Annotated in this window: 13 protein-coding genes; 9 read left to right on the top strand and 4 right to left on the bottom strand. The window is 63.2% G+C overall.

All coding sequences use genetic code 11. The features are described 5' to 3' along the window. Positions 1–2: 2 nt before the first annotated feature. From EB235_RS28550 to EB235_RS28535, 4 genes are all read right to left on the bottom strand, one after another. The gene (locus EB235_RS28550; protein WP_027034055.1) at positions 3–2171 is read right to left on the bottom strand and encodes a TonB-dependent siderophore receptor; all 2169 of its coding nucleotides are present in this window, start codon (positions 2169–2171) and stop codon (positions 3–5) included. Positions 2172–2325: 154 nt separating this feature from the next. Then, a complete protein-coding gene (locus tag EB235_RS28545) occupies positions 2326–3210 on the bottom strand; it encodes a helix-turn-helix domain-containing protein (RefSeq protein ID WP_027034056.1) in 885 nt (294 codons plus the stop codon). 123 nt (positions 3211–3333) lie between these two features. Beyond that, positions 3334–4689, bottom strand: coding sequence for a glutamine synthetase family protein (locus tag EB235_RS28540; protein WP_027034057.1), 1356 nt, complete (start codon positions 4687–4689; stop codon positions 3334–3336). A 220-nt stretch (positions 4690–4909) separates the two neighbouring features. Then, the gene (locus EB235_RS28535) at positions 4910–5608 is read right to left on the bottom strand and encodes a GntR family transcriptional regulator (protein WP_027034058.1); all 699 of its coding nucleotides are present in this window, start codon (positions 5606–5608) and stop codon (positions 4910–4912) included. 382 nt (positions 5609–5990) lie between these two features. On the opposite strand from EB235_RS28535, the gene ftsZ reads away from it, so the two are divergent. From ftsZ to EB235_RS28490, 9 genes are all read left to right on the top strand, one after another. Beyond that, positions 5991–7028, top strand: a complete 1038-nt coding sequence (gene ftsZ, locus EB235_RS28530) for a cell division protein FtsZ (protein WP_027034059.1) — start codon at positions 5991–5993, stop codon at positions 7026–7028. Positions 7029–7256: 228 nt separating this feature from the next. Continuing rightward, positions 7257–8642 (top strand): SWIM zinc finger family protein, encoded by a 1386-nt coding sequence (locus EB235_RS28525; protein ID WP_245268924.1) that lies wholly within the window; start codon positions 7257–7259, stop codon positions 8640–8642. Next, a complete protein-coding gene (locus tag EB235_RS28520) occupies positions 8639–10066 on the top strand; it encodes a DUF5691 domain-containing protein (RefSeq protein WP_027034061.1) in 1428 nt (475 codons plus the stop codon). The genes EB235_RS28525 and EB235_RS28520 overlap by 4 nt, the downstream gene beginning before the upstream one ends. Before the next feature lie 31 nt (positions 10067–10097). Continuing rightward, complete coding sequence (locus EB235_RS28515; RefSeq protein ID WP_027034062.1) at positions 10098–11177, top strand: ATP-binding protein; 1080 nt, start codon at positions 10098–10100, stop codon at positions 11175–11177. 4 nt (positions 11178–11181) lie between these two features. Beyond that, positions 11182–13425 (top strand): DUF5682 family protein, encoded by a 2244-nt coding sequence (locus tag EB235_RS28510; protein WP_032926058.1) that lies wholly within the window; start codon positions 11182–11184, stop codon positions 13423–13425. Continuing rightward, positions 13418–14653, top strand: coding sequence for a VWA domain-containing protein (locus EB235_RS28505; RefSeq protein ID WP_032926059.1), 1236 nt, complete (start codon positions 13418–13420; stop codon positions 14651–14653). The genes EB235_RS28510 and EB235_RS28505 overlap by 8 nt, the downstream gene beginning before the upstream one ends. A gap of 246 nt (positions 14654–14899) precedes the next feature. After that, entirely contained in the window at positions 14900–15874 is a 975-nt protein-coding gene (locus EB235_RS28500; RefSeq protein WP_027034064.1) for a sugar-binding transcriptional regulator, read from the top strand. Between the two features lie 45 nt (positions 15875–15919). After that, positions 15920–17365 (top strand): ABC transporter substrate-binding protein, encoded by a 1446-nt coding sequence (locus EB235_RS28495; RefSeq protein ID WP_027034065.1) that lies wholly within the window; start codon positions 15920–15922, stop codon positions 17363–17365. A gap of 159 nt (positions 17366–17524) precedes the next feature. Then, a complete protein-coding gene (locus EB235_RS28490) occupies positions 17525–18448 on the top strand; it encodes a carbohydrate ABC transporter permease (RefSeq protein WP_023777019.1) in 924 nt (307 codons plus the stop codon). Positions 18449–18451 lie beyond the last annotated feature (3 nt).

Below are 18451 nucleotides of genomic sequence, written 5' to 3'. Positions count from 1 at the left end.
GGCTACCAAGTCGTGTGCACCTTCAGCTTGAACGAGCGGCCTTCGCCATAGGAGCAGGTCAGCGTCGTCTGGCAACTGGCGACATAGGTCTTGTTGAACAGATTGGTGACGTTGAGGTCGACGCCCCAATTCTCCTTCTCGTAGCCGAGCTTCAGGTCGGCGAGCGTGACGGCCGGCACCTTCGCCGTATTCGCGTTGTCGGCCCAGGACGATCCGAGATAGCGCAGACCACCGCCGACCGAGATGCCGTCATACCAGTCGCCACGGAACGTGTAGTCGACCGATGCGGACGCCATCACTTCTGGCGCGATGAAAGGTGTCTTGCCGACATATGTCGGTTCTTTGTCCTTGGTGATTTTGAGATCGTACGCGGTGAAAGCGCCGGTTACCTTGAAATCCTCGGTGATGTTCACCTTGCCCTCGAGCTCCACACCACGCGAACGCATTTCGCCGGTCTGATACTGGGCAAAGGGGTTGGCGGCGGTCGCGGTCGCTACATTCTGGCGGGTAAGGTCGAAGAGCGACACGGTGAACAGGCCATCGATAAAGGTCGGCACGTATTTGACGCCGACCTCGTACTGCTGGCCGGTCTCCGGGTTGAAAAGATTGCCGTTGGCGTCGGTACCGATGACTGGATTGAAGAAAGTCGCGAAGCTGGCATAGGGCGTCACGCCATCGGCGAACTCATAGGCGAGGCCGGCACGGCCGGAGAAGTCGCCGACGGTCTGGCTCTGCGCGCTGGGGCTCGCCGAGTAAAAGGTCGGACGATTATCGGCTCCGAGCCAGCCGCGGTCATAGCGGCCATTCAGCGTCACCAGCCAGCCATCGCCGAAGCGCAACTGGTCCTGCGCGTAGAAGCCTAGCTGCTGCTGGGTCAGATTCTGGCTGAGATAGCTGACGCGAGGCGTCAGCGTCGAGCCGTAGACAGGGGTGAAAGCATCGATCGGCGGCGTCGTACCGAACAGGGCCGACGACTGTACCTGATCGATATTGTAGTATTTATAGTCGATGCCGGCCAGCAAAGTGTGTTCCACCGCACCGGTCTGCACCTTGCCTTCGATCTGCAGGTCCGACAGGAATGTCTTGGCATCGGTGTCGTGGCCGAAATTGATGCGGTTCAGTTGCGTCGATGCGGGGCTTACCCAACCATTGGGATAGACGCTGACTTCCTGGATGTTCGCCGCGCTGTAGCGTGTGTTGGAGCGCACCGTCCAGTCATTGTCGAACGTATGCTCGAACTCATAGCCGATCGACCCCTGTTCACGCTTGTAGAGATCGACACTCGGTTCGGTGAAGTTCGCGTCGGGGTCAATACGACCGTAGTTGACGCCGCCAATGATCCGGTCGGTGACCGTTCCTTCGTAGGGCAGGAAGCTGCCGCCATTGTGGTTCTCGTCGATATGGCTGTAATTGGCCAGGATGGTCAGCGTGGTCGCTTCGTCCGGCTTCCAGGTGATGCTGGGTGAGATGAAGCCGCGCCAGCCATTCTGCAGGTCGCTGTAGGTGTCGCCGCCGGCGACCTTGCCGTTGATGCGGTAGCTGACCGTGTCATTGTTGGCCACGTCACCAATGTCGAAGCCGAGATAGACATTGCCGGCATCGTTAATGCCGGTCTCGATGTAGCGCTTGCGTTCGAACTCCGGCCGCTTGCTGACATAGTTGACCAGGCCGCCGGGATTGCTGCCGCCGTAGAGCACCGAAGCCGGGCCTTTCAGCACCTCGATGCGCTCAAGCCCGAAACTGTCGACATAGAAGCCGCCGAAGCCATAGCTGAACAGCTGCAGGCCATCCATGTAGGTGCCGGTGGCCGTCGCCTGGAACCCGCGGATGAACAGCCAGTTGGTATCGCTGTCTGGGCCGAAGGGCTGCGCAAAGACGCCGGCCGTGTAACGCAGGGCCTCATCGACCTTCTGCGCGCCCTGGTCGTCGATCTCCTGGCGGCCGACCACCGAGACGGATTGCGGGATCTCCTTGATGTCGGCCGCCGTCTTCGAGCCGGTCTTGGTTTTCTTGGCAACGATACCTTGGACCGGTCCGGTGGCGCTGTCGCCCGCTTCGCCTTCGACCACCACCGGCTCGAGCTGGGTGCTGCTCTGTACTGACTGCGCGAAGGCGGCCATCGGCGGCATCATCGCGGCCGCCGCGACACTGGCCGCCAGAAGCGCCTTCATCCAGTAAAGTCTGCTCATCAGGTAGGTCCCCGTCTGCGGTCGTTGAGATACTTGATCATTTATCTCAACTTATCTGCGGGTCATTGGATGGATTTGGGCGGCTTGTCCGTTCTTGCCCAAACGGGGGACATCGCGGCTTCATGTTGCGGAAATATCACGGGCTTCCGGCGCTCTTCATCCAGGCGCCGGGCGTCACGCCGACCACCGCCTTGAACACCCGCGTCAGATGCGCCTGGTCGAAGAAGCCGGTCGCTTCGGCGATGTCGCCCAGCGAGGCGGCCCGACGCGCCATCATCGCCTTCGCCCTGTCGATCCGAGCCTGCATCTGCCAGCGGTGCGGCGGCACGCCTGTTGCCGCCTTGAAGGCATGGCTCATCGCGGTTTCGGAGAGGCCGGTCAGCGCGGCGAGATCGGCAAGCCGGATCCGGTCCAGGCAATGCGCGTCTATGTAGTCGGTGACGAGGCGCAGCTTGCGCCGCGACAGCGGCGACCGACGCCTGGCGGCACCTGGCTGATCGATCTGGAAAAGGCTGGCGAACAAGGCATTGAGCAGGCCCTCGCCATAGAGATCATGCAGCGGCTCGTCACTGCCGCATTCAGCGGCGATCAGGCCCGCCAGCATCGCGACCCGGTCGTCGCGAAACTGGAAGCGCGACATCTGCAAGGCTTCCCGATCAAGGCTACGGCCGAAGCGGCGCGTCAGCGTCGCCACATCGAAATGCAGGTCGAGATGCCGGATCCGGCGCAATCCCTCGACCCGGCCACGGATCGGCACCCCGGCCGGAATATAGGCCATCGAAAGAGCCCTGTCGTAGCGGGATACTTCGCCCTTGGCGCCTTCGACGAAGAAGGCGCCGTCGCCATCGACGTCGAGTGCGACAAACAGCCGGGGATCGGGAGAGACGTAGTAGCCTTCGGCCCTGTCACCACATGAGACATCCCAGAGGTCGGCGATCACGCCGTCCCACAGGTGCCATTTCAGGTCGCCGATGACTGAAAAGCCCTCGATCCGACTTTCCATGCGCGCAACGAAGGTCAAGTCTTGTCTATCTCCAAGCATAATACATGATAAAAATTATCATGTTTATGCCCGGTTCAGGCCCGTACCGCAAGTCCATGCTTTTTACGGCTGTTCGAAGGTCGTCCGCGCCGATGGCGCAGCCTAAACGCTTTCGAGATAGGTCTCGATCTCGAAGTCGCTGACATTGAGGGCGAAGGTGTTCAATTCCTGGCGTTTGCAAGCGACGAAGGAGTCGCGCAGGATCGCCGGGAAGATTTCCGCCACATGCGTTCCGCTTTCAAAGGTGGCGATCGCGGAGGCCCAGTCCGGCGGCAGCTTGGCCGGCACGACGCCTTGGCCATCGTTCCCGATCGGATCGCCCGGCGACATCTGCCTTTCGATGCCGATCAGCGCCGCGCCCAATATGGCGGCAAGCACCAGATAGGGATTGGCATCCGCTCCCGACACGCGATGCTCGATGCGGCGCGCCCCGGTCGGGCCGCCGGGAATGCGGATCGCGACCATGCGGTTCTCGTAGCCCCAGGCAACCGCGGTCGGTGCGTAGGACCGCGGGCGAAGCCGGCGATACGAGTTGAAATGCGGTGCGAACACCAGCGTGCTCTCGGCCATCGCCGCGAGCAGCCCGCCGACCGCGTGGCGCATGATTTCGGAACCCTGATCGGTGCCGTCGTCGAACACGTTGCGGCCTTCGGCGTCGACGAGGCTGAAATGGACGTGAAAGCCATTGCCGGCGCGGTCGCCATAAGGCTTGGCCATGAAACAGGCGGCAAAGCCGTGCTTGCGGGCAATACCCTTGACCGTACGCTTGAACAGCACGGCGTCGTCGGCTGCCCGCAAGGCGTCGGCGACATGGTTCAGATTGATCTCGAACTGGCCGACGCCATTTTCGGCGATCGCCGTATCGACGGGAATGTCTTGCGCCCGGCAGGCTTCGTAGACGTCATGGATGAAGGATTCGAAATCGTCGATCTCGTCGATCGACAGCGCGGCATCGGAATCGAGCCGCCGTCCCGTGACCGGCGAGACAGGCCCGACCGGCCGCTGCGACTGCGGATCGACCAGATAGAATTCGAGTTCGGTTGCCGCGACCGGGGTCAGGCCGAGCGCCTTGTAGCGATCGAGGATGCGGGCCAGCGCCCGCCGGGGGTCGCCGAGATAGGGCGCACCATTTTCGTCGGCAAGCCAGAGCGGGACGAGCGCCGTCGGATGCGCCGTCCATTCCACAGGCAGAATGCCCCGTCCGGTCCATTGGCAAAGCCCGTCGGCATCGCCGGTCGAGAAAACCAGCGTGTTGCCTTCGATATCCTCGCCCCAGATGTCGAGCCCGATCAGCGAGTAGGGCATGCGCAGCTTGCCCTCCAGTGCCTTGCGGGCCTGCTCGACGGGAATGCGTTTTCCCCGCATGACGCCGTTGAGGTCGCACACCGCCGCTCTCAGGCTCTGGATGTCGTTTCTGCTTTCAAGCCAGCTCAGGACGTCCGCAATTGCATCGCTCAATTTTAAAACCTCTGGTTTTCGAAGTGCCCAAGCCTGATCGGCTGCGCTATCCCTGGTAAAAAATGCTTGTGAGTTTTCGAAAAGCATATCCGGTTGATACCGGATACTTTTCCTTATTTTTTCAAGTCACTAGCCGGGATGTCGGGAGGCATTTCAAAACCAATTGCGCGATCTGCGATCGCAACATAGAGGCAAGAGGATGGAAAGCCAAGGGACATTTCTAAGGCCTTGCACCCGGAAATCTGGCCTGCTGCAGGATATGCGCGGCACCTTCATCGATGTCGCGCACGATGGCTGCGCGGGCGCGCGCGCCGTCCTGGGCCTCGATCGCCGCGACGACTTGCTCGTGATAGTCGATGTCGAGGATGGAGGAGAGGTCGTCCTCGAAGCCCATGGCGAGGTTTCTGAGAAATGGTCCGACCTGCATCCAGACGGTCTCGATCAGGAAGATCATCTGCTCGTTACCGCAATGGCGATAGATCGAGAACTTGAAGGCGTAATTCTTCCTGAGATAGTCGTCGATATCGCCCTTGCGGGCCGCCAGGGTCAATTCGGTGCTGTGGCGCCGGATCGCCCGCAGATTGTTGCCGTTGACGAGCTTTGTCGCGAGCTCGGTCGCCGAGCCTTCGAGGATCGTGCGCACCGCGGTCAATTGCGAGAACCGGTCGGCCGAAATGACCGGCACTTCGACGCTGCCGTTCGGCATCGGGCTCAGCGCCCGCAGCGCCTGCAGCCGCATGAAGGCGCTGCGCACCGGCATGTCGCTGGTGCCGAGTTCCTTGGCGAGCTTGCGCGAGGTCAGCTTCTGGCCAGGCGTGAACTGGCCGGACATCAGGGCTCGCACAAGCTCCAGATAGACCTTCTCGTGCAGGGGGACGGTGTCGACCGCGGTCAACCCGAATTGTGTTCTGTCGGCCATTGGCGGGGCTTCATTCGTTCTGAAATCTGGCCTGACGACCACGGACAATCGCGATCGGGCCGAGCATGGCGGGATGCCGAACCCTGCGATCTGTAGGGCCATGATAGACGCTTCAATCCTTGCGCGGCAAGACTTGGCGCGTTGCCCGGATTGCTTGGCTTTTCGGCCTGGCTTGCGGGCGCGCGGTATCTCCGTTGCGGCCTGCAATATCGCCATCACAAATCTTGACCTTGCGCGCACTTGCACGTCCGGCCGCTCTCTGGCTTTTTGGGTCACCCATCCGGACGGACTGATTCGCGTCATGCCGCTCGATCGCAATGCCTTCTAGGCAGTCTGCTTGTGGGTCGTGAAGCGCGCGCAAATTGGCGAAGGAGAAGCAGGCATGGCCGAGTTCAAGAAGCCGGAAATCTCCGAGATGAGACCCAAGATCACCGTTATCGGCGTCGGCGGCGGTGGCGGCAACGCCATCAACAACATGATCGTGGAACAGCTTCAGGGAACCGAATTCATTGCCGCCAACACCGACGCGCAGGCGCTGACCATGTCGAAGGCGACACGGCTGATCCAGCTTGGCGCACACGTCACGGAAGGATTGGGCGCCGGCTCGCTGCCGGAGATCGGCCGTGCCGCGGCCGAGGAATCGCTCGACGAAATAATGGATCATCTGGCCGGCACGCATATGTGTTTCGTCACCGCAGGCATGGGCGGCGGCACCGGCACCGGCGCCGCCCCGATCATTGCGCAAGCGGCGCGCAAGGCCGGCATCCTGACTGTCGGCGTCGTCACCAAGCCCTTTACCTTCGAGGGCAGGCGCCGCATGCAGATGGCCGAGGAAGGTATCGAGCGGCTGCGCGAAAGCGCCGATACGGTGATCGTCATCCCGAACCAGAACCTGTTCCGGATCGCCGATGCAAAGACCACCTTCGCCGACGCCTTCGTCATTGCCGACCGGGTGCTTTACTCCGGCGTCAGCTGCATCACCGATCTCATCGTCAAGGAAGGCCTGATCAATCTCGATTTCGCCGACGTCAAATCGGTCATGCGCGGCATGGGCCGCGCCATGATGGGAACCGGCGAGGCGTCAGGCGACGGCCGGGCGATGAAGGCTGCGGAGGCCGCGATCGCCAACCCGTTGCTGGACGAAATGTCGATGAAGGGCGCCAAGGGCGTGCTGGTCTCGATATCGGGCGGCAGGGACATGACCCTGTTCGAGGTCGACGAGGCCGCCACCCGCATCCGCGAGGAGGTCTATGAGGATGCCGACATCATCGTCGGCGCGATCTTCGACAAGAGCATGGAAGGCCGCTTCAGGGTTTCGGTGGTGGCGACCGGTCTCGACCGCGCGCTTGGCGCGGAGGATGCCGGTGCCGGCGTCGCGCATGACCGCGCCGCTCAATCGCCATTGCGGACGCTGCAGTAAGCCATGTCCGTCGCACAAGCATAGTAGCGATCGGTCGCTCGTATTCTCCAGGAAGACGGCGCTGAAAGGCTGCTGTCTTGCCTGTGGACCAGATCGGCTGGCGCAACTATTGCACTGGGCTGTATCGACCTCTATCCCTCTGCTGCTACAAGAATCCGTCACATCAGGCCATCTATACTGACAGTGGGCGTTCGTTCGAGCGATGAGAGGCGCGGCTTGGAATTTGACTTGAAAACCATCGAAGCGCTCGCGCCCGACCAGGCGTCGCTGAGCTCCGCTTCCAAGTTGACCAGGCAATCGAACTGGCCCCGGCTCGAAAAGAGCGAACAGCTGGGGCTCATCTGGGGAGAATGCCAAGGCTCCGGCTCCAACCCCTATCGCGTGGTCGTCGACACCGGCGACCACGGCTACAAATGCACCTGCCCGTCACGAAAATTTCCCTGCAAGCACACGTTGGCGCTGATGTGGATCGCCGCCACCACGCCAGCCAGTTTTGTTGCAGCCGACTCGACGCCGGAATGGGTGAATGACTGGCTCGGCCGTCGTCGGAAGACGACGTCGCAGCCGGCTGCATCGGTGCCCGGCGCAGGAGGCAAGAGCATTGGCGAGGCCTTGCGCGACGACGAAAGCGCTGTCGTCGAGGACGCAGCGGCGATCGAACGCCGCGAGGCCGCGCAGCGCAAGCGCGCCCAGGATACGCGCTCCGCGGTTTCGGCGGCACTGGACGAGCTCGACCAATGGATATCGGATCAACTGCGGCTCGGCCTTGCCGGTTTTGTCGACAACAGCAGCGATCGTTGCCGCCGCATTGCGGCGCGGCTGGTCGACATGAAGGCGACAGCGCTTGCCGGCCGCATCGACGAGATTCCATCCCGGCTGATGGGGTTGCGCAGCGAAGAGCGCCCGGACGCCGCGATCCGAGAACTTGGCAAGCTCGTGCTGCTGGCCAAGGCCTGGCGATCGACACCTGATGACGCCGAGCTGCGGCGGCTGGTATCAACTTCGGAAAGCCGCGAGCAGGTTCTGGCCAATTCCGACGCGATCCAGGTCGAAAGCGTCTGGGAGGTGCTCGGCGAGAAGATCGAGACGCGCCGCGACGGTCTTGTCAGCCATTCGACCTGGCTGCTCGATCTGAAGAGCGCCAGTCCGCGATTCGCCCTGCTGCTCGACTATTTTCCGGCCTCCGCCGGCCGTCGATCCAACGCGTTCACGCCGGGCGATCGTTTCGATGCAAGGCTGGTCTTTTATCCGGCACGCCAGCCGTTGCGGGCGCTGGTGGTCGAGCGCAAGGGCGATGTCTTGTCGAGGGAATGGCCGGATTTCGGCTTTGACGCAGCCGATCCGCTCGCGTCCCATGTCGCTAAACTGGACACGGCCCCGTGGCTCACCGACTGTCCTATCATGCTGCCGCCCGGCGCGATCCTGCTGGACGATCGTGGCGATGCCTGGTGGCAGTCCGCCGATGATCCGCATGGCATTGCCTTGCCGATCGCCGATACCGTCAGCCCAACGCTGCTTGGGCTGGACCTCGCGGCGACGGCAGCCCTATGGAGCGGTAGCAGGCTTCACCTGTTGGCGGCGCAGAGCGGGTTCGGGAGGCTTGATCTGTCGTGAACGAGATCGAGCAGACGGGTCTAGCGACCATGCGCGATTGCTGGATCACCGGCGGGACCAGCTTTGACTTGGCCCCGGCCGCCTGGAAGGACATTGCCGCCGGCGCCAACCCCGACGAGCGTGAGCGCCGTCTGCTGGCGATCGCCGCGCAAGCCCTCGAAATTGCCTTGCGGCCGGCAGCACCAAAGACGCTGAAGCGTCGCCCACCGCTGCCCGAGCTTGCCTTGCCGATGCTGCCTGAGCGGCTGCGGCCAATTTTGCGGGCTGCGCTGAAACACGCCGCCGACGCAAGAGCCAAGTCGCGTGTGGTGGCCCTCGTCGCTAGTCGCGGCTTCGTGCTCCATCCGATGGACTGGATGCCGGCCGCGTCGGATCAGACCAGCCCGGATGTCTATGCACCCTGGATCGATTGGCAGGCTGGCGTGGATGGCGAAAAACACACAGACCGGGAGCAACTGACGGCGCAGAATTGGGACGATTTCTATCCCGCCGCGCGCCGCAGTGCGCTCTCCGATCTGCGCCGCACCGCGCCGGCCGTGGCGCGGGAGCTGATCGAGACCAAGGGATCAAGCGAGCCGGCGGAGATCAGGCTCACGCTCATCGCACTCATGCATTTCGGCCTGGGGCCTGATGACGTGCCCTTCCTGAAAAGCCTGTCCGCCGATCGTTCCGGCAAGGTGCGCGAATTGGCCGGCCGGCTGCTGGCGCGGTTGGGCCAGCACGGCCAGCCAGGCGATGGCGGGCCGGAAAATCCCACGGCCGAACTCGCCGCCTTCATCACGGAAGGCAAATCCGGCTTCATCCGCCGCCGCACCACCTACTCGCCGGCAAAGCTGAAATCGCCGGCGCAGGAACGACGCCGCGCCGAACTGTTCGAGACCTGCAACCTGGTTGATCTTGCCGCGCGCTTCGGCGTCACCGAACCCGACTTCATCGGCGCCTGGCAGTTCGGCGCCGACAACAATGTCGATATCCTTGTCGCCCGCATGGTCGCCGCGTCAGGCAGCGATGCATCGGTCACGCACATGGCCGATACGCTTGTCGCTGAGGGCGGCAAGCCGGCGCTTTTCGTCCTCCATTTGATGCCGCGTCTGGACAGTCGCCGGCAACGTGTCCTGATCAGGCTGATCCTGAAGGACACGCAATATCTCGGTGCGCTCAGCCTGGCCGAGGGCATTGAAGCAGGCTGGCTGGACTGGGCCGACCTGACGAACGGCGAGACGCTGCCGGCGCTGCGCGCCGCTGTCGCGGGAAACGATGATGCCGTGAAGCGCGGCGCCGACCAGCTTCTGGAAGCGCTGGGCTTTCTCGTCACCGCGGCGGCGGCGGAAAAATTGATTGGCGACGTCGTCGCGGCCGGCATGGCGCCGTCAGCACCGTCGCTCGGTCTTCTGCGCCTCAACGCATCCTTGAGCGGGCCTTGAATCAACACATGATCCATCCGGAGAACAGCAAATGAACGCAGCCATCCGTCTTCCGGTCGAGCAGGCCTATGCCGCCGAATTGCAGGCGCTCGCGCGCAATGACGACCGGCAAAAGCCCGCCGGCTGGAGTCTGTCGCCAAAGGCGGTGCTGACCTATCTGCTCGGCGGGAAGGCTGACGACGGCACGGTGATAACGCCCAAATATGTCGGTCGTCGCCGGCTAATGGAAACAGCGGTAGCAACGCTCGCCACCGACCGCGCGCTGTTGCTGCTCGGCGTTCCCGGCACCGCCAAATCCTGGGTGTCGGAGCATCTCGCCGCCGCCATCATGGGCGACTCGACGCTGATCGTGCAGTGCACGGCCGGCACCGACGAGAACCAGATTCGCTACGGCTGGAATTACGCGCAGCTTCTGGCCAAAGGCCCCAGCCAGGAAGCGCTGGTGCCGACGCCGCTCTACCGCGCCATGCAGGACGGCAAGCTCTGCCGCCTCGAGGAACTGACGCGCATGGGTTCGGACGTGCAGGACACGCTGATCACCGTGCTGTCCGAAAAGATGATGCCTATCCCTGAACTCAACACCTCGATCTACGCGCAGCGTGGCTTCAATATCATCGCCACCGCCAACAACCGTGACAAGGGCGTCAACGAACTGTCCTCGGCGCTGAAGCGCCGCTTCAATGTCGTCTTGCTGCCCTTGCCTGAAGACATGGCGGAGGAAGTGGCGATCGTCTCCAAGCGCGTCGGCGAGATGGCCGGCGGTCTCGACCTGCCGGTGCCGAAGAATGTCGGCGAGGAGATCGCCCGCGTTCTGACTATCTTTCGCGAGTTGCGCTCCGGCGCGACATCAGATGGCAAGGTGACGTTGAAGACGCCGTCCGGTTCGCTGTCCACGGCTGAAGCCATCGCCACCATGGTCGGTGGCCTCAGCCAGGCGGCCTGGTTCGACAGCGGCAAGCTCGGCGCTGAAGGTCTGGCTGCCAGCCTTGTCGGCGCGATCGTGAAAGATCCGGTGCAGGACAAGCTGGTGCTGGAGGAATATTTGGAAACGGTGCTCAAGAAGCGGCCCGATTATGCCGGCTATTACGCCGCTTTGAACGCAGCGATCTGACGCCATGGCATCAGGCGACGTTTCCTATTTCGGCATACGCCACCACGGGCCTGGCTCCGCCGCCAGCCTGGTGCAGGCGTTGCAGGAGTTGAAACCGGTCGCCGTGCTGATCGAGGGGCCGGCCGACGCCTCGGCGCTGCTGCCCTTGCTCGCCCGCCCCGAAATGCAGCCGCCGGTGGCGCTGCTCTGCTATCCCGAAGACGATCCGGCTTCGACGAGCTTCTGGCCCTTTGCCGAGTTCTCGCCGGAGTATCAGGCGACGCTCTGGGCCGTCGCCAACAACGCGGCAGTGCGCTTCATCGACCTGCCGTCTTCGGCCCGGGTCGCCCCGGCTGAAGCTGCGGAAAAAACCGATGGAACGGAAGCCACCGTGGAGGCTGAGACGGCGCCACATCTGCGCGATCCGATCGGCACGCTGGCGCAGGCCGCCGGCTATGAGGATGGCGAGAGCTGGTGGGCCGATATCATCGAGCAGAACCCTGAGCCCGGTCCGATCTTCGCGGCCATAGCCGATGCGATGACGACGCTGCGCGAAGGCGAAGGCCCGCTTGCCGAATTCGAGGCAAAGCGTGAAGCGCATATGCGGCTGGAGATCGCCGCCGCGCGCAAGGAATTCGACGGACCGATCGCTGTCGTCTGCGGCGCCTTCCATGTGCCGGCACTGCAGGTGACACGATCGCAAAAGGAGGATCAGGCGCTGCTCAAGGGGCTTGCCCGGCGCAAGAGCACGATGACCTGGGCGCCATGGACCGGCCCGCGCCTGGCGCTGGGCTTCGGTTATGGCGCCGGCATCGTCGCGCCCGGCTGGTGCAAGCATCTGTGGCGGACGCGTGGGCAAGGCGACGCCTCGGTCCTGTGGCTCGCGCGCATCGCTGCAGTGCTGCGGGCGAAGGGGCACATGGTCTCGACCGCTTCGCTGATCGAGGCCGAAAGGCTGGCCCGCACGCTGGCTGTCATACGCGAGCGGCCAAAGCCCGGCTTCGAGGAATTGCGCGATGCAGCGATCGCCGCTCTGTTCAACGGCGAAGCCATATTGTGGGCGCTGGTCGAAGCCGAACTCCTGCTGGGTGCCGATGTCGGTGAAATTCCGCCTGACACCCCGCTGGCGCCACTGATCGAGGATCTGCAGCGCAACCAGAAGGCGGCGCGGCTGAAGCCCGAAGCGCTGGAGCGCGAACTGTCGGTCGACCTGCGCAGCGAAAGCGGGCTGTTCCGGTCGACCTTGCTGCACCGGCTGAACGTGCTTGGCGTGCATTGGGGCAGGCTGACTGATAGCGGGCGCAGCCGCGGCACGTTTCGAGAGCGCTGGGCGCTGGCGTGGGAGCCGGAATATGCCGTTCGCCTGGTCGAGAACCTGGTTCATGGGCCAACCATCGAAAAGGCGGCCAATGGCCGGCTGGTCCAGATGATCGGCGCCGCGACATCGCTCGATGCGCTGGCGGCGCTGGTCCAGGGCGCCATCACGGCCAACCTGTCCGAAGCCTCGTCCGCCGGGCTGGCGATGCTGGAGGAACGCGCGGCGCGCAGCAGCGAATGCCTGGAAATCCTGGCATCGGTGCCGCCACTCGCCGAAATCATCCGCTATGGCGAAGCCCGCAAGACGGAAACCGAACGCCTGTCCGGCCTGTTGGAGCGGTTGATCGTCGAAGGCGGTATCGCGCTTCCCTACGCCGCGCGCGACCTCGACGCCCCGGCTTCGACGGCGCTGGTCGGCGCCATGCGCAAGGCCGACGAGGCGATCAAGCTGGTCGAACCCGAACAAAACGTCCTGGACGCCTGGCGTAATGGACTGGCGGCCGTGCTCGATGGATTGCGATCAACCGCATTGGTGGCAGGCTGTGCCGCCCATCTGCTTTACGAAGCCGGGCATTTGTCCGCCGACGCCGCGGCGGGCCTTATCGCGCGGCGCCTCTCGCCGGGCACGCCGGTCGCCGAGGCGGCGGGGTTCTTCGAAGGGTTCTTCAGCACCGCCGGTCAGCGGCTGATCTATGACGAAGGCTTACGCGGCGCGGTCGATGCCTGGCTTAAATCCCTCGACGAAGACGCCTTCATCGCGCATCTGCCGCTGCTGCGCCGGGTGTTTTCGCATCTGGACTCGATGGAGCGGCGGCGGCTGATCGAAGCCGTCCTCGGCCGCGCCAGGCGCCTGCCGGCCGGGCTGACGCCGACGCCAAACGGTGACGAGGCCTGGCGCCGGCATCTGGAACGGCTTCGGCCTTTGCTGATGAGCGAGAACGGCAATGGATGACGAGGTCGATATCGGCGAAACTGAGCAGTCCGGGGACGCACGGGAGCGCCGGTGGCGCCTTGCGATCGGCGCCGACGATGAGAAATCGTCAGCGCTGTCCGACACTGACAAGCGGCTGTCGGCGGCACTTGATGCACTCTACGGCGATGGCACGGGCGATGCAGCCGCCGATCCGCGCAAGCGGCGCGGCGGCCTTGGTCGCTCGGCGCCGAAGGTGGCGCAGTGGATGGGTGATATCAGATCGTTCTTTCCCGCGCAGGTCGTCCAGATCGTCCAGAAGGATGCCTTCGAGCGGCTGAACCTGAAGCAGATGCTGATGGAGCCGGAATTCCTCAAGGCAATCGAGGCCGACGTCAATCTCGTCGCCGACCTGATCTCGCTGCGCTCGGTCATGCCGGCCAAGACCAAGGACATCGCTCGTACGATCATCGCCGACATCGTTGCCAAGCTGATGCAGCGGCTGGAGCAGAAGACCGCGGAGGCGATCCGCGGCGCGCTGGACCGGTCGCAGCGCACCAACCGTCCTCGGCAGCGTGACATTGACTGGCCGCGGACCATTTCGGCCAACCTTCGCCATTACCAGCCCGAGCACAAAACCATCGTCCCGGAAAAACTGGTCGGCTTCATGCGCAAGCAGCGCAGGCTGGTCGATCTGGACGAAGTGGTGCTGTGCGTCGACCAGTCGGGCTCGATGGCAAGCTCGGTGATCTACGCTTCGATCTTCGCCGCCGTAATGGCCTCCTTGCCGGTGGTGCGCACCAAGCTTGTCTGCTTCGACACGGCGATCGTCGACCTGACCGAGGAGCTCAGCGATCCGGTCGAGGTCCTGTTCGGCGTGCAGCTTGGCGGCGGCACCGACATCAACCAGGCCGTCGCCTATTGCGCCGATCGCATCGAGCGGCCGACCAAGTCGCATATGGTGCTGATCACGGATCTCTATGAAGGCGGCAACGGCCAGGAATTGCTGCAGCGGCTGGCGGCACTCGTCCGCTCCGGCGTCAATGTGGTGGTGCTGCTGGCGCTGACGGACCAGGGCAGGCCGGGCTATGACCCGAAGATGGCAGGGTCGGTGGCAGCACTCGGCATCCCGGTCTTCGCCTGCACGCCGGATCTGTTTCCAGACATGATGGCGGCGGCCTTGCGACGGGAAGATGTCGGTGCGTGGGCGGCAGGCGCCGATATCAAGCTTGTTCGCGCCGAGGCTGACAGCCCGGAGGCCGGCGCGTAAGGCGCGCTCACCTTCACGCGTCTGGCGTGATCAAAAAGCGGTAATCCAAAAGCAAGGCTGAAACCCGGCGATGCTGACATGCACGCGGGAAGAGCCCCTCGCATCACCACTCACTGAACGTTGTCAGACGGCCGGCCAAAGCCCGCTTCGGTCGTCATGTCGTGATTTGCGCCAATCGATCGCTTGACTCTGAACACGCCTTGTGAAAAATTTTGCAGCAACTGATAAAAATATCAAAGGGTGGAAATGGTAGGGTTCGGCAACGGTCTCCTGCGCGACGATGAAACCAGCATGGCGACCCGTGCCGCGTGGCTTCACTATGCCGGAGGCCTGACCCAGTCAGAGGTCGCCAAGCGGCTGGGACTGACCAGCCTCAAGGCCCACCGCCTCATCACCAAGGCCAACCAGGAAGGGCTGGTGAAGGTCTATATCGACGGCGAAGTGTCGGAATGCGTCGAGCTTGAAGACGAATTGTCCCGCCGCTACGGCCTCGATTATTGCGAGGTGGTCCCGGACTTCGATTCCGAGGATTTGCCGCTCAAGGCGCTCGGCATTGCCGGCGCGCAGTTCTTGAAACGCGAGATCGAACGCGGCGAAGAGGCGCTGATCGGTGTCGGCCATGGTCGCACGCTCGCCGCTTGCGTCGAATATCTGCCGCGCACCTCGACAGACAAGATCCGCTTCGTCTCGCTGCTTGGCGGCCTGACGCGGAAGTTCTCGGCCAACCCGCACGATGTCATTCACCGCCTGGCCGAGCGCACCGGCGCCGAAGCCTATGTCATGCCGGTGCCGATGTTCGCCAACACGGCGGAGGACCGAACCGTGCTGCTCGGCCAGAAGGGCATCCGCGAGGTCTTCGATCTCGCACGGTCCGCCGACCTGTTGTTTGCCGGCATCGGCACCGCCGAACGTGAAGCGTCGCTGGTTGCCACCGGCATGATCGAAAAGGGCGAGATGGAGGAGATCCGCCGCAATGGCGGCGTCGGCGAATTGCTCGGCCATTTCTTCGACGAAGCCGGCAAGGCGGTGGCGACGACCGTTTCCAACCGGGCGATGGCGCTGACGCGCGAGGACATTGCCAGCCGCCGGATCGTCGCCGTCGCCGGGGGCAAGATCAAGGTTCGTGCCATCAAGGCCGTTCTGGAAGGGCGCTATCTCAAGGGCCTGATAACCGATGAGCGGACGGCGCGATCGCTCGTGGAAGAGACGCCGGTCGGGTAGCCGGCAACAGTTCAGTTGAAACTACCCTGTGGAGGAGAAGACGAAATGCATGAGAAAGAGAAAGACCTCATTGACGCTTTCCTGCGCGGACAAGTCGACCGTCGCGGGCTGATCAAGGGCCTGGGTGCGATGGGCCTTGCCGCCGGCACCGCCGGCACGCTGCTCAATCTGGGGCAGACCCGCGCGCTGGCCGCGGATTTCGACTGGCAGGCGCATAAGGGCAAGACAATCAAGCTCCTGCTCAACAAGCATCCCTATGCCGATGCGATGATTGCCGACCTCGAGAACTTCAAGAAACTGACCGGCATGGAAGTCGTCTACGACGTGTTCCCTGAAGATGTCTATTTCGACAAGGTCACGGCAGCGCTCTCGGCAAGCTCGCCCGAATACGATGCCTTCATGACCGGCGCCTACATGACCTGGACCTATGGCCCCGCCGGCTGGATCACCGACCTCAACGAATGGATCAAGGATCCGGCCAAGACCAACCCGAACTATGCCTGGGACGACATCCTGCCGGGTGTGAAGTCGTCCTGCGCCTGGAACGGCAAGCCGGGCGGCGCGCTGGGCTCCGAAGATGCCAAGCAGTGGTGCATTCCGTGGGCTTTCGAGCAGAACAACATCACCTACAACAAGGGCATGTTCGACAAGGCCGGCGTCGGCGTTCCCGGCAATATGGACGAGATGATCGCCACCGCTGCCAAGCTGCAGAAGGACATTGGCGGTGGCGTCTACGGCATCGGCGTTCGCGGCTCGCGTTCCTGGGCGACGATCCATCCGGGCTTCCTGTCGGCCTACTCGAACTTCAACGAGAAGGACTTGACGGTTTCCGCCGACGGCAAGCTGGCGGCGGCGATGAACACTGCGGGCTCAAAGGCGTTCCATGCCAAATGGGTGCAGATGATCCAGGAGAGCGGCCCGAAGGACTGGTCGACCTACACCTGGTACCAGGTCGGCACCGATCTCGGCGCCGGCGCCTCGGCGATGATCTTCGACGCCGATTGCCTCGGCTACTTCATGAATGGCGGCGACAACAAGATGGCCGGCAAGCTCGCCTATGCCGCTTTCACCGCCAACCCGCAAGCCAAGGCCTCGACACCCAACATCTGGATCTGGTCGCTGGCGATGTCCAACTTCTCGAAGGACAAGGATGCGACCTGGTATTTCCTGCAATGGGCCTCGGGACCGGAGCATGGTTTGTTCGGCGCCACGAAGATGGATTTCGTCGATCCGGTCCGCAAGTCGGTCTGGAAGGACGAGATGTTTCGCGAAAAGCTGAACAAGAGCTATCCGGGCTATGTCGAGATGTTCGACGCCTCGGCGGCCGGTGCCTCGATCAAGTTCACCGCGCAGCCGCTGTTCTTCGACCTTACCACAGAATGGGCGGCGACGCTGCAGAAGATGGTGGCCAAGGAAGTGCCGGTCGACGAGGGTCTCGACAAGCTGGCCGAAAGCATCAACGGCCAGCTCAAGGAAGCCGGCCTCGGTTAAGTCGCAACGAGGGCCGGCCTGCTTGGCGGACCGGCCCTCATCACATCTTTTGACGTTTGCGATGCGGTGCCGGAAGGTGGCCGCTATTTCGCCCGACCGGTCGCCTTGCTCCCTTGGGCGGCCGGCAGGGCGAAGCGACAGCAACAACGGAGCAGCTCGATGACTGCGGTGGTATCGCAAAGGCCCAAGCCATCGGGCTTCAGGATCAGCAAGCGGGTGCTGCCCTATGTGCTCAGCCTGCCGGCCTTGCTCGTCTGCATCGGCATTCTGATCCCGTTCCTGACCTCGGTCGTCTATTCCTTCCAGCGCTACCGGCTGAGCCAGCCCTGGGCGCGGCAGTTCAACTGGGGCGACAACTACATCTCCTTCTTCACCGATCCGAAATTCTGGAACACGCTCAAGGTGTCGCTGCTCTATGCCGGCACCACGGTCGTGCTGGAACTGCTTCTCGGCCTCGCCATCGCCTTGCTGCTGCAGAAGCGCTCGACACTGAACAATTTCATCTCGATCATGCTGTTGATGCCGCTGATGACCGCGCCGGCGCTTGCCGCACTGATGTGGAAGCTGATGACCAATCCGGGCTTCGGCGTGCTGAGCTATCTCGCCAGCCTGATTGGGCTGCAGGATTTCCGCTGGGCCTCGTCGCCGTCGACGGCGCTGTTCACCGTCGTGCTCGTTGATATCTGGGTCTACACGCCTTTCATCATGATCCTGCTGCTCGCCGGCCTGCGCAGCCTGCCGACGCAGCCCTTTGAAGCGGCGGCCCTCGATGGCGTGCCGAGGAGCTTCGTCTTCTTCCGCATTACGCTGCCGATGCTGACGCCCTACATCCTGACGGCAACGCTGTTTCGCCTGCTCGATTCCATCCAGCAGTTCGACATCATCTACGCCATGACCCAGGGCGGGCCGGGCGATACGCTCACCGTCTTCCAGGTCGAGGCCTATCTCAACTTCTTCCAGTCGACCAATGTAGGCCGCTCGGCGGCGCTGATGATCATCCTGTGGGCGATCACCTATTTCCTCTCCAACATCTTCATCAAGAACTGGCTGCGGCTGCGCGAACGCGCCCGTGGCCAGGCATAGGAG

Origin of the sequence: Mesorhizobium loti R88b (assembly GCF_013170845.1) — a bacterium.
GTDB classification, from domain to species: domain Bacteria; phylum Pseudomonadota; class Alphaproteobacteria; order Rhizobiales; family Rhizobiaceae; genus Mesorhizobium; species Mesorhizobium loti_B.
Note: the sequence above shows the minus strand (reverse complement) of the source record. Positions and strands in the feature narration are given on the sequence as shown.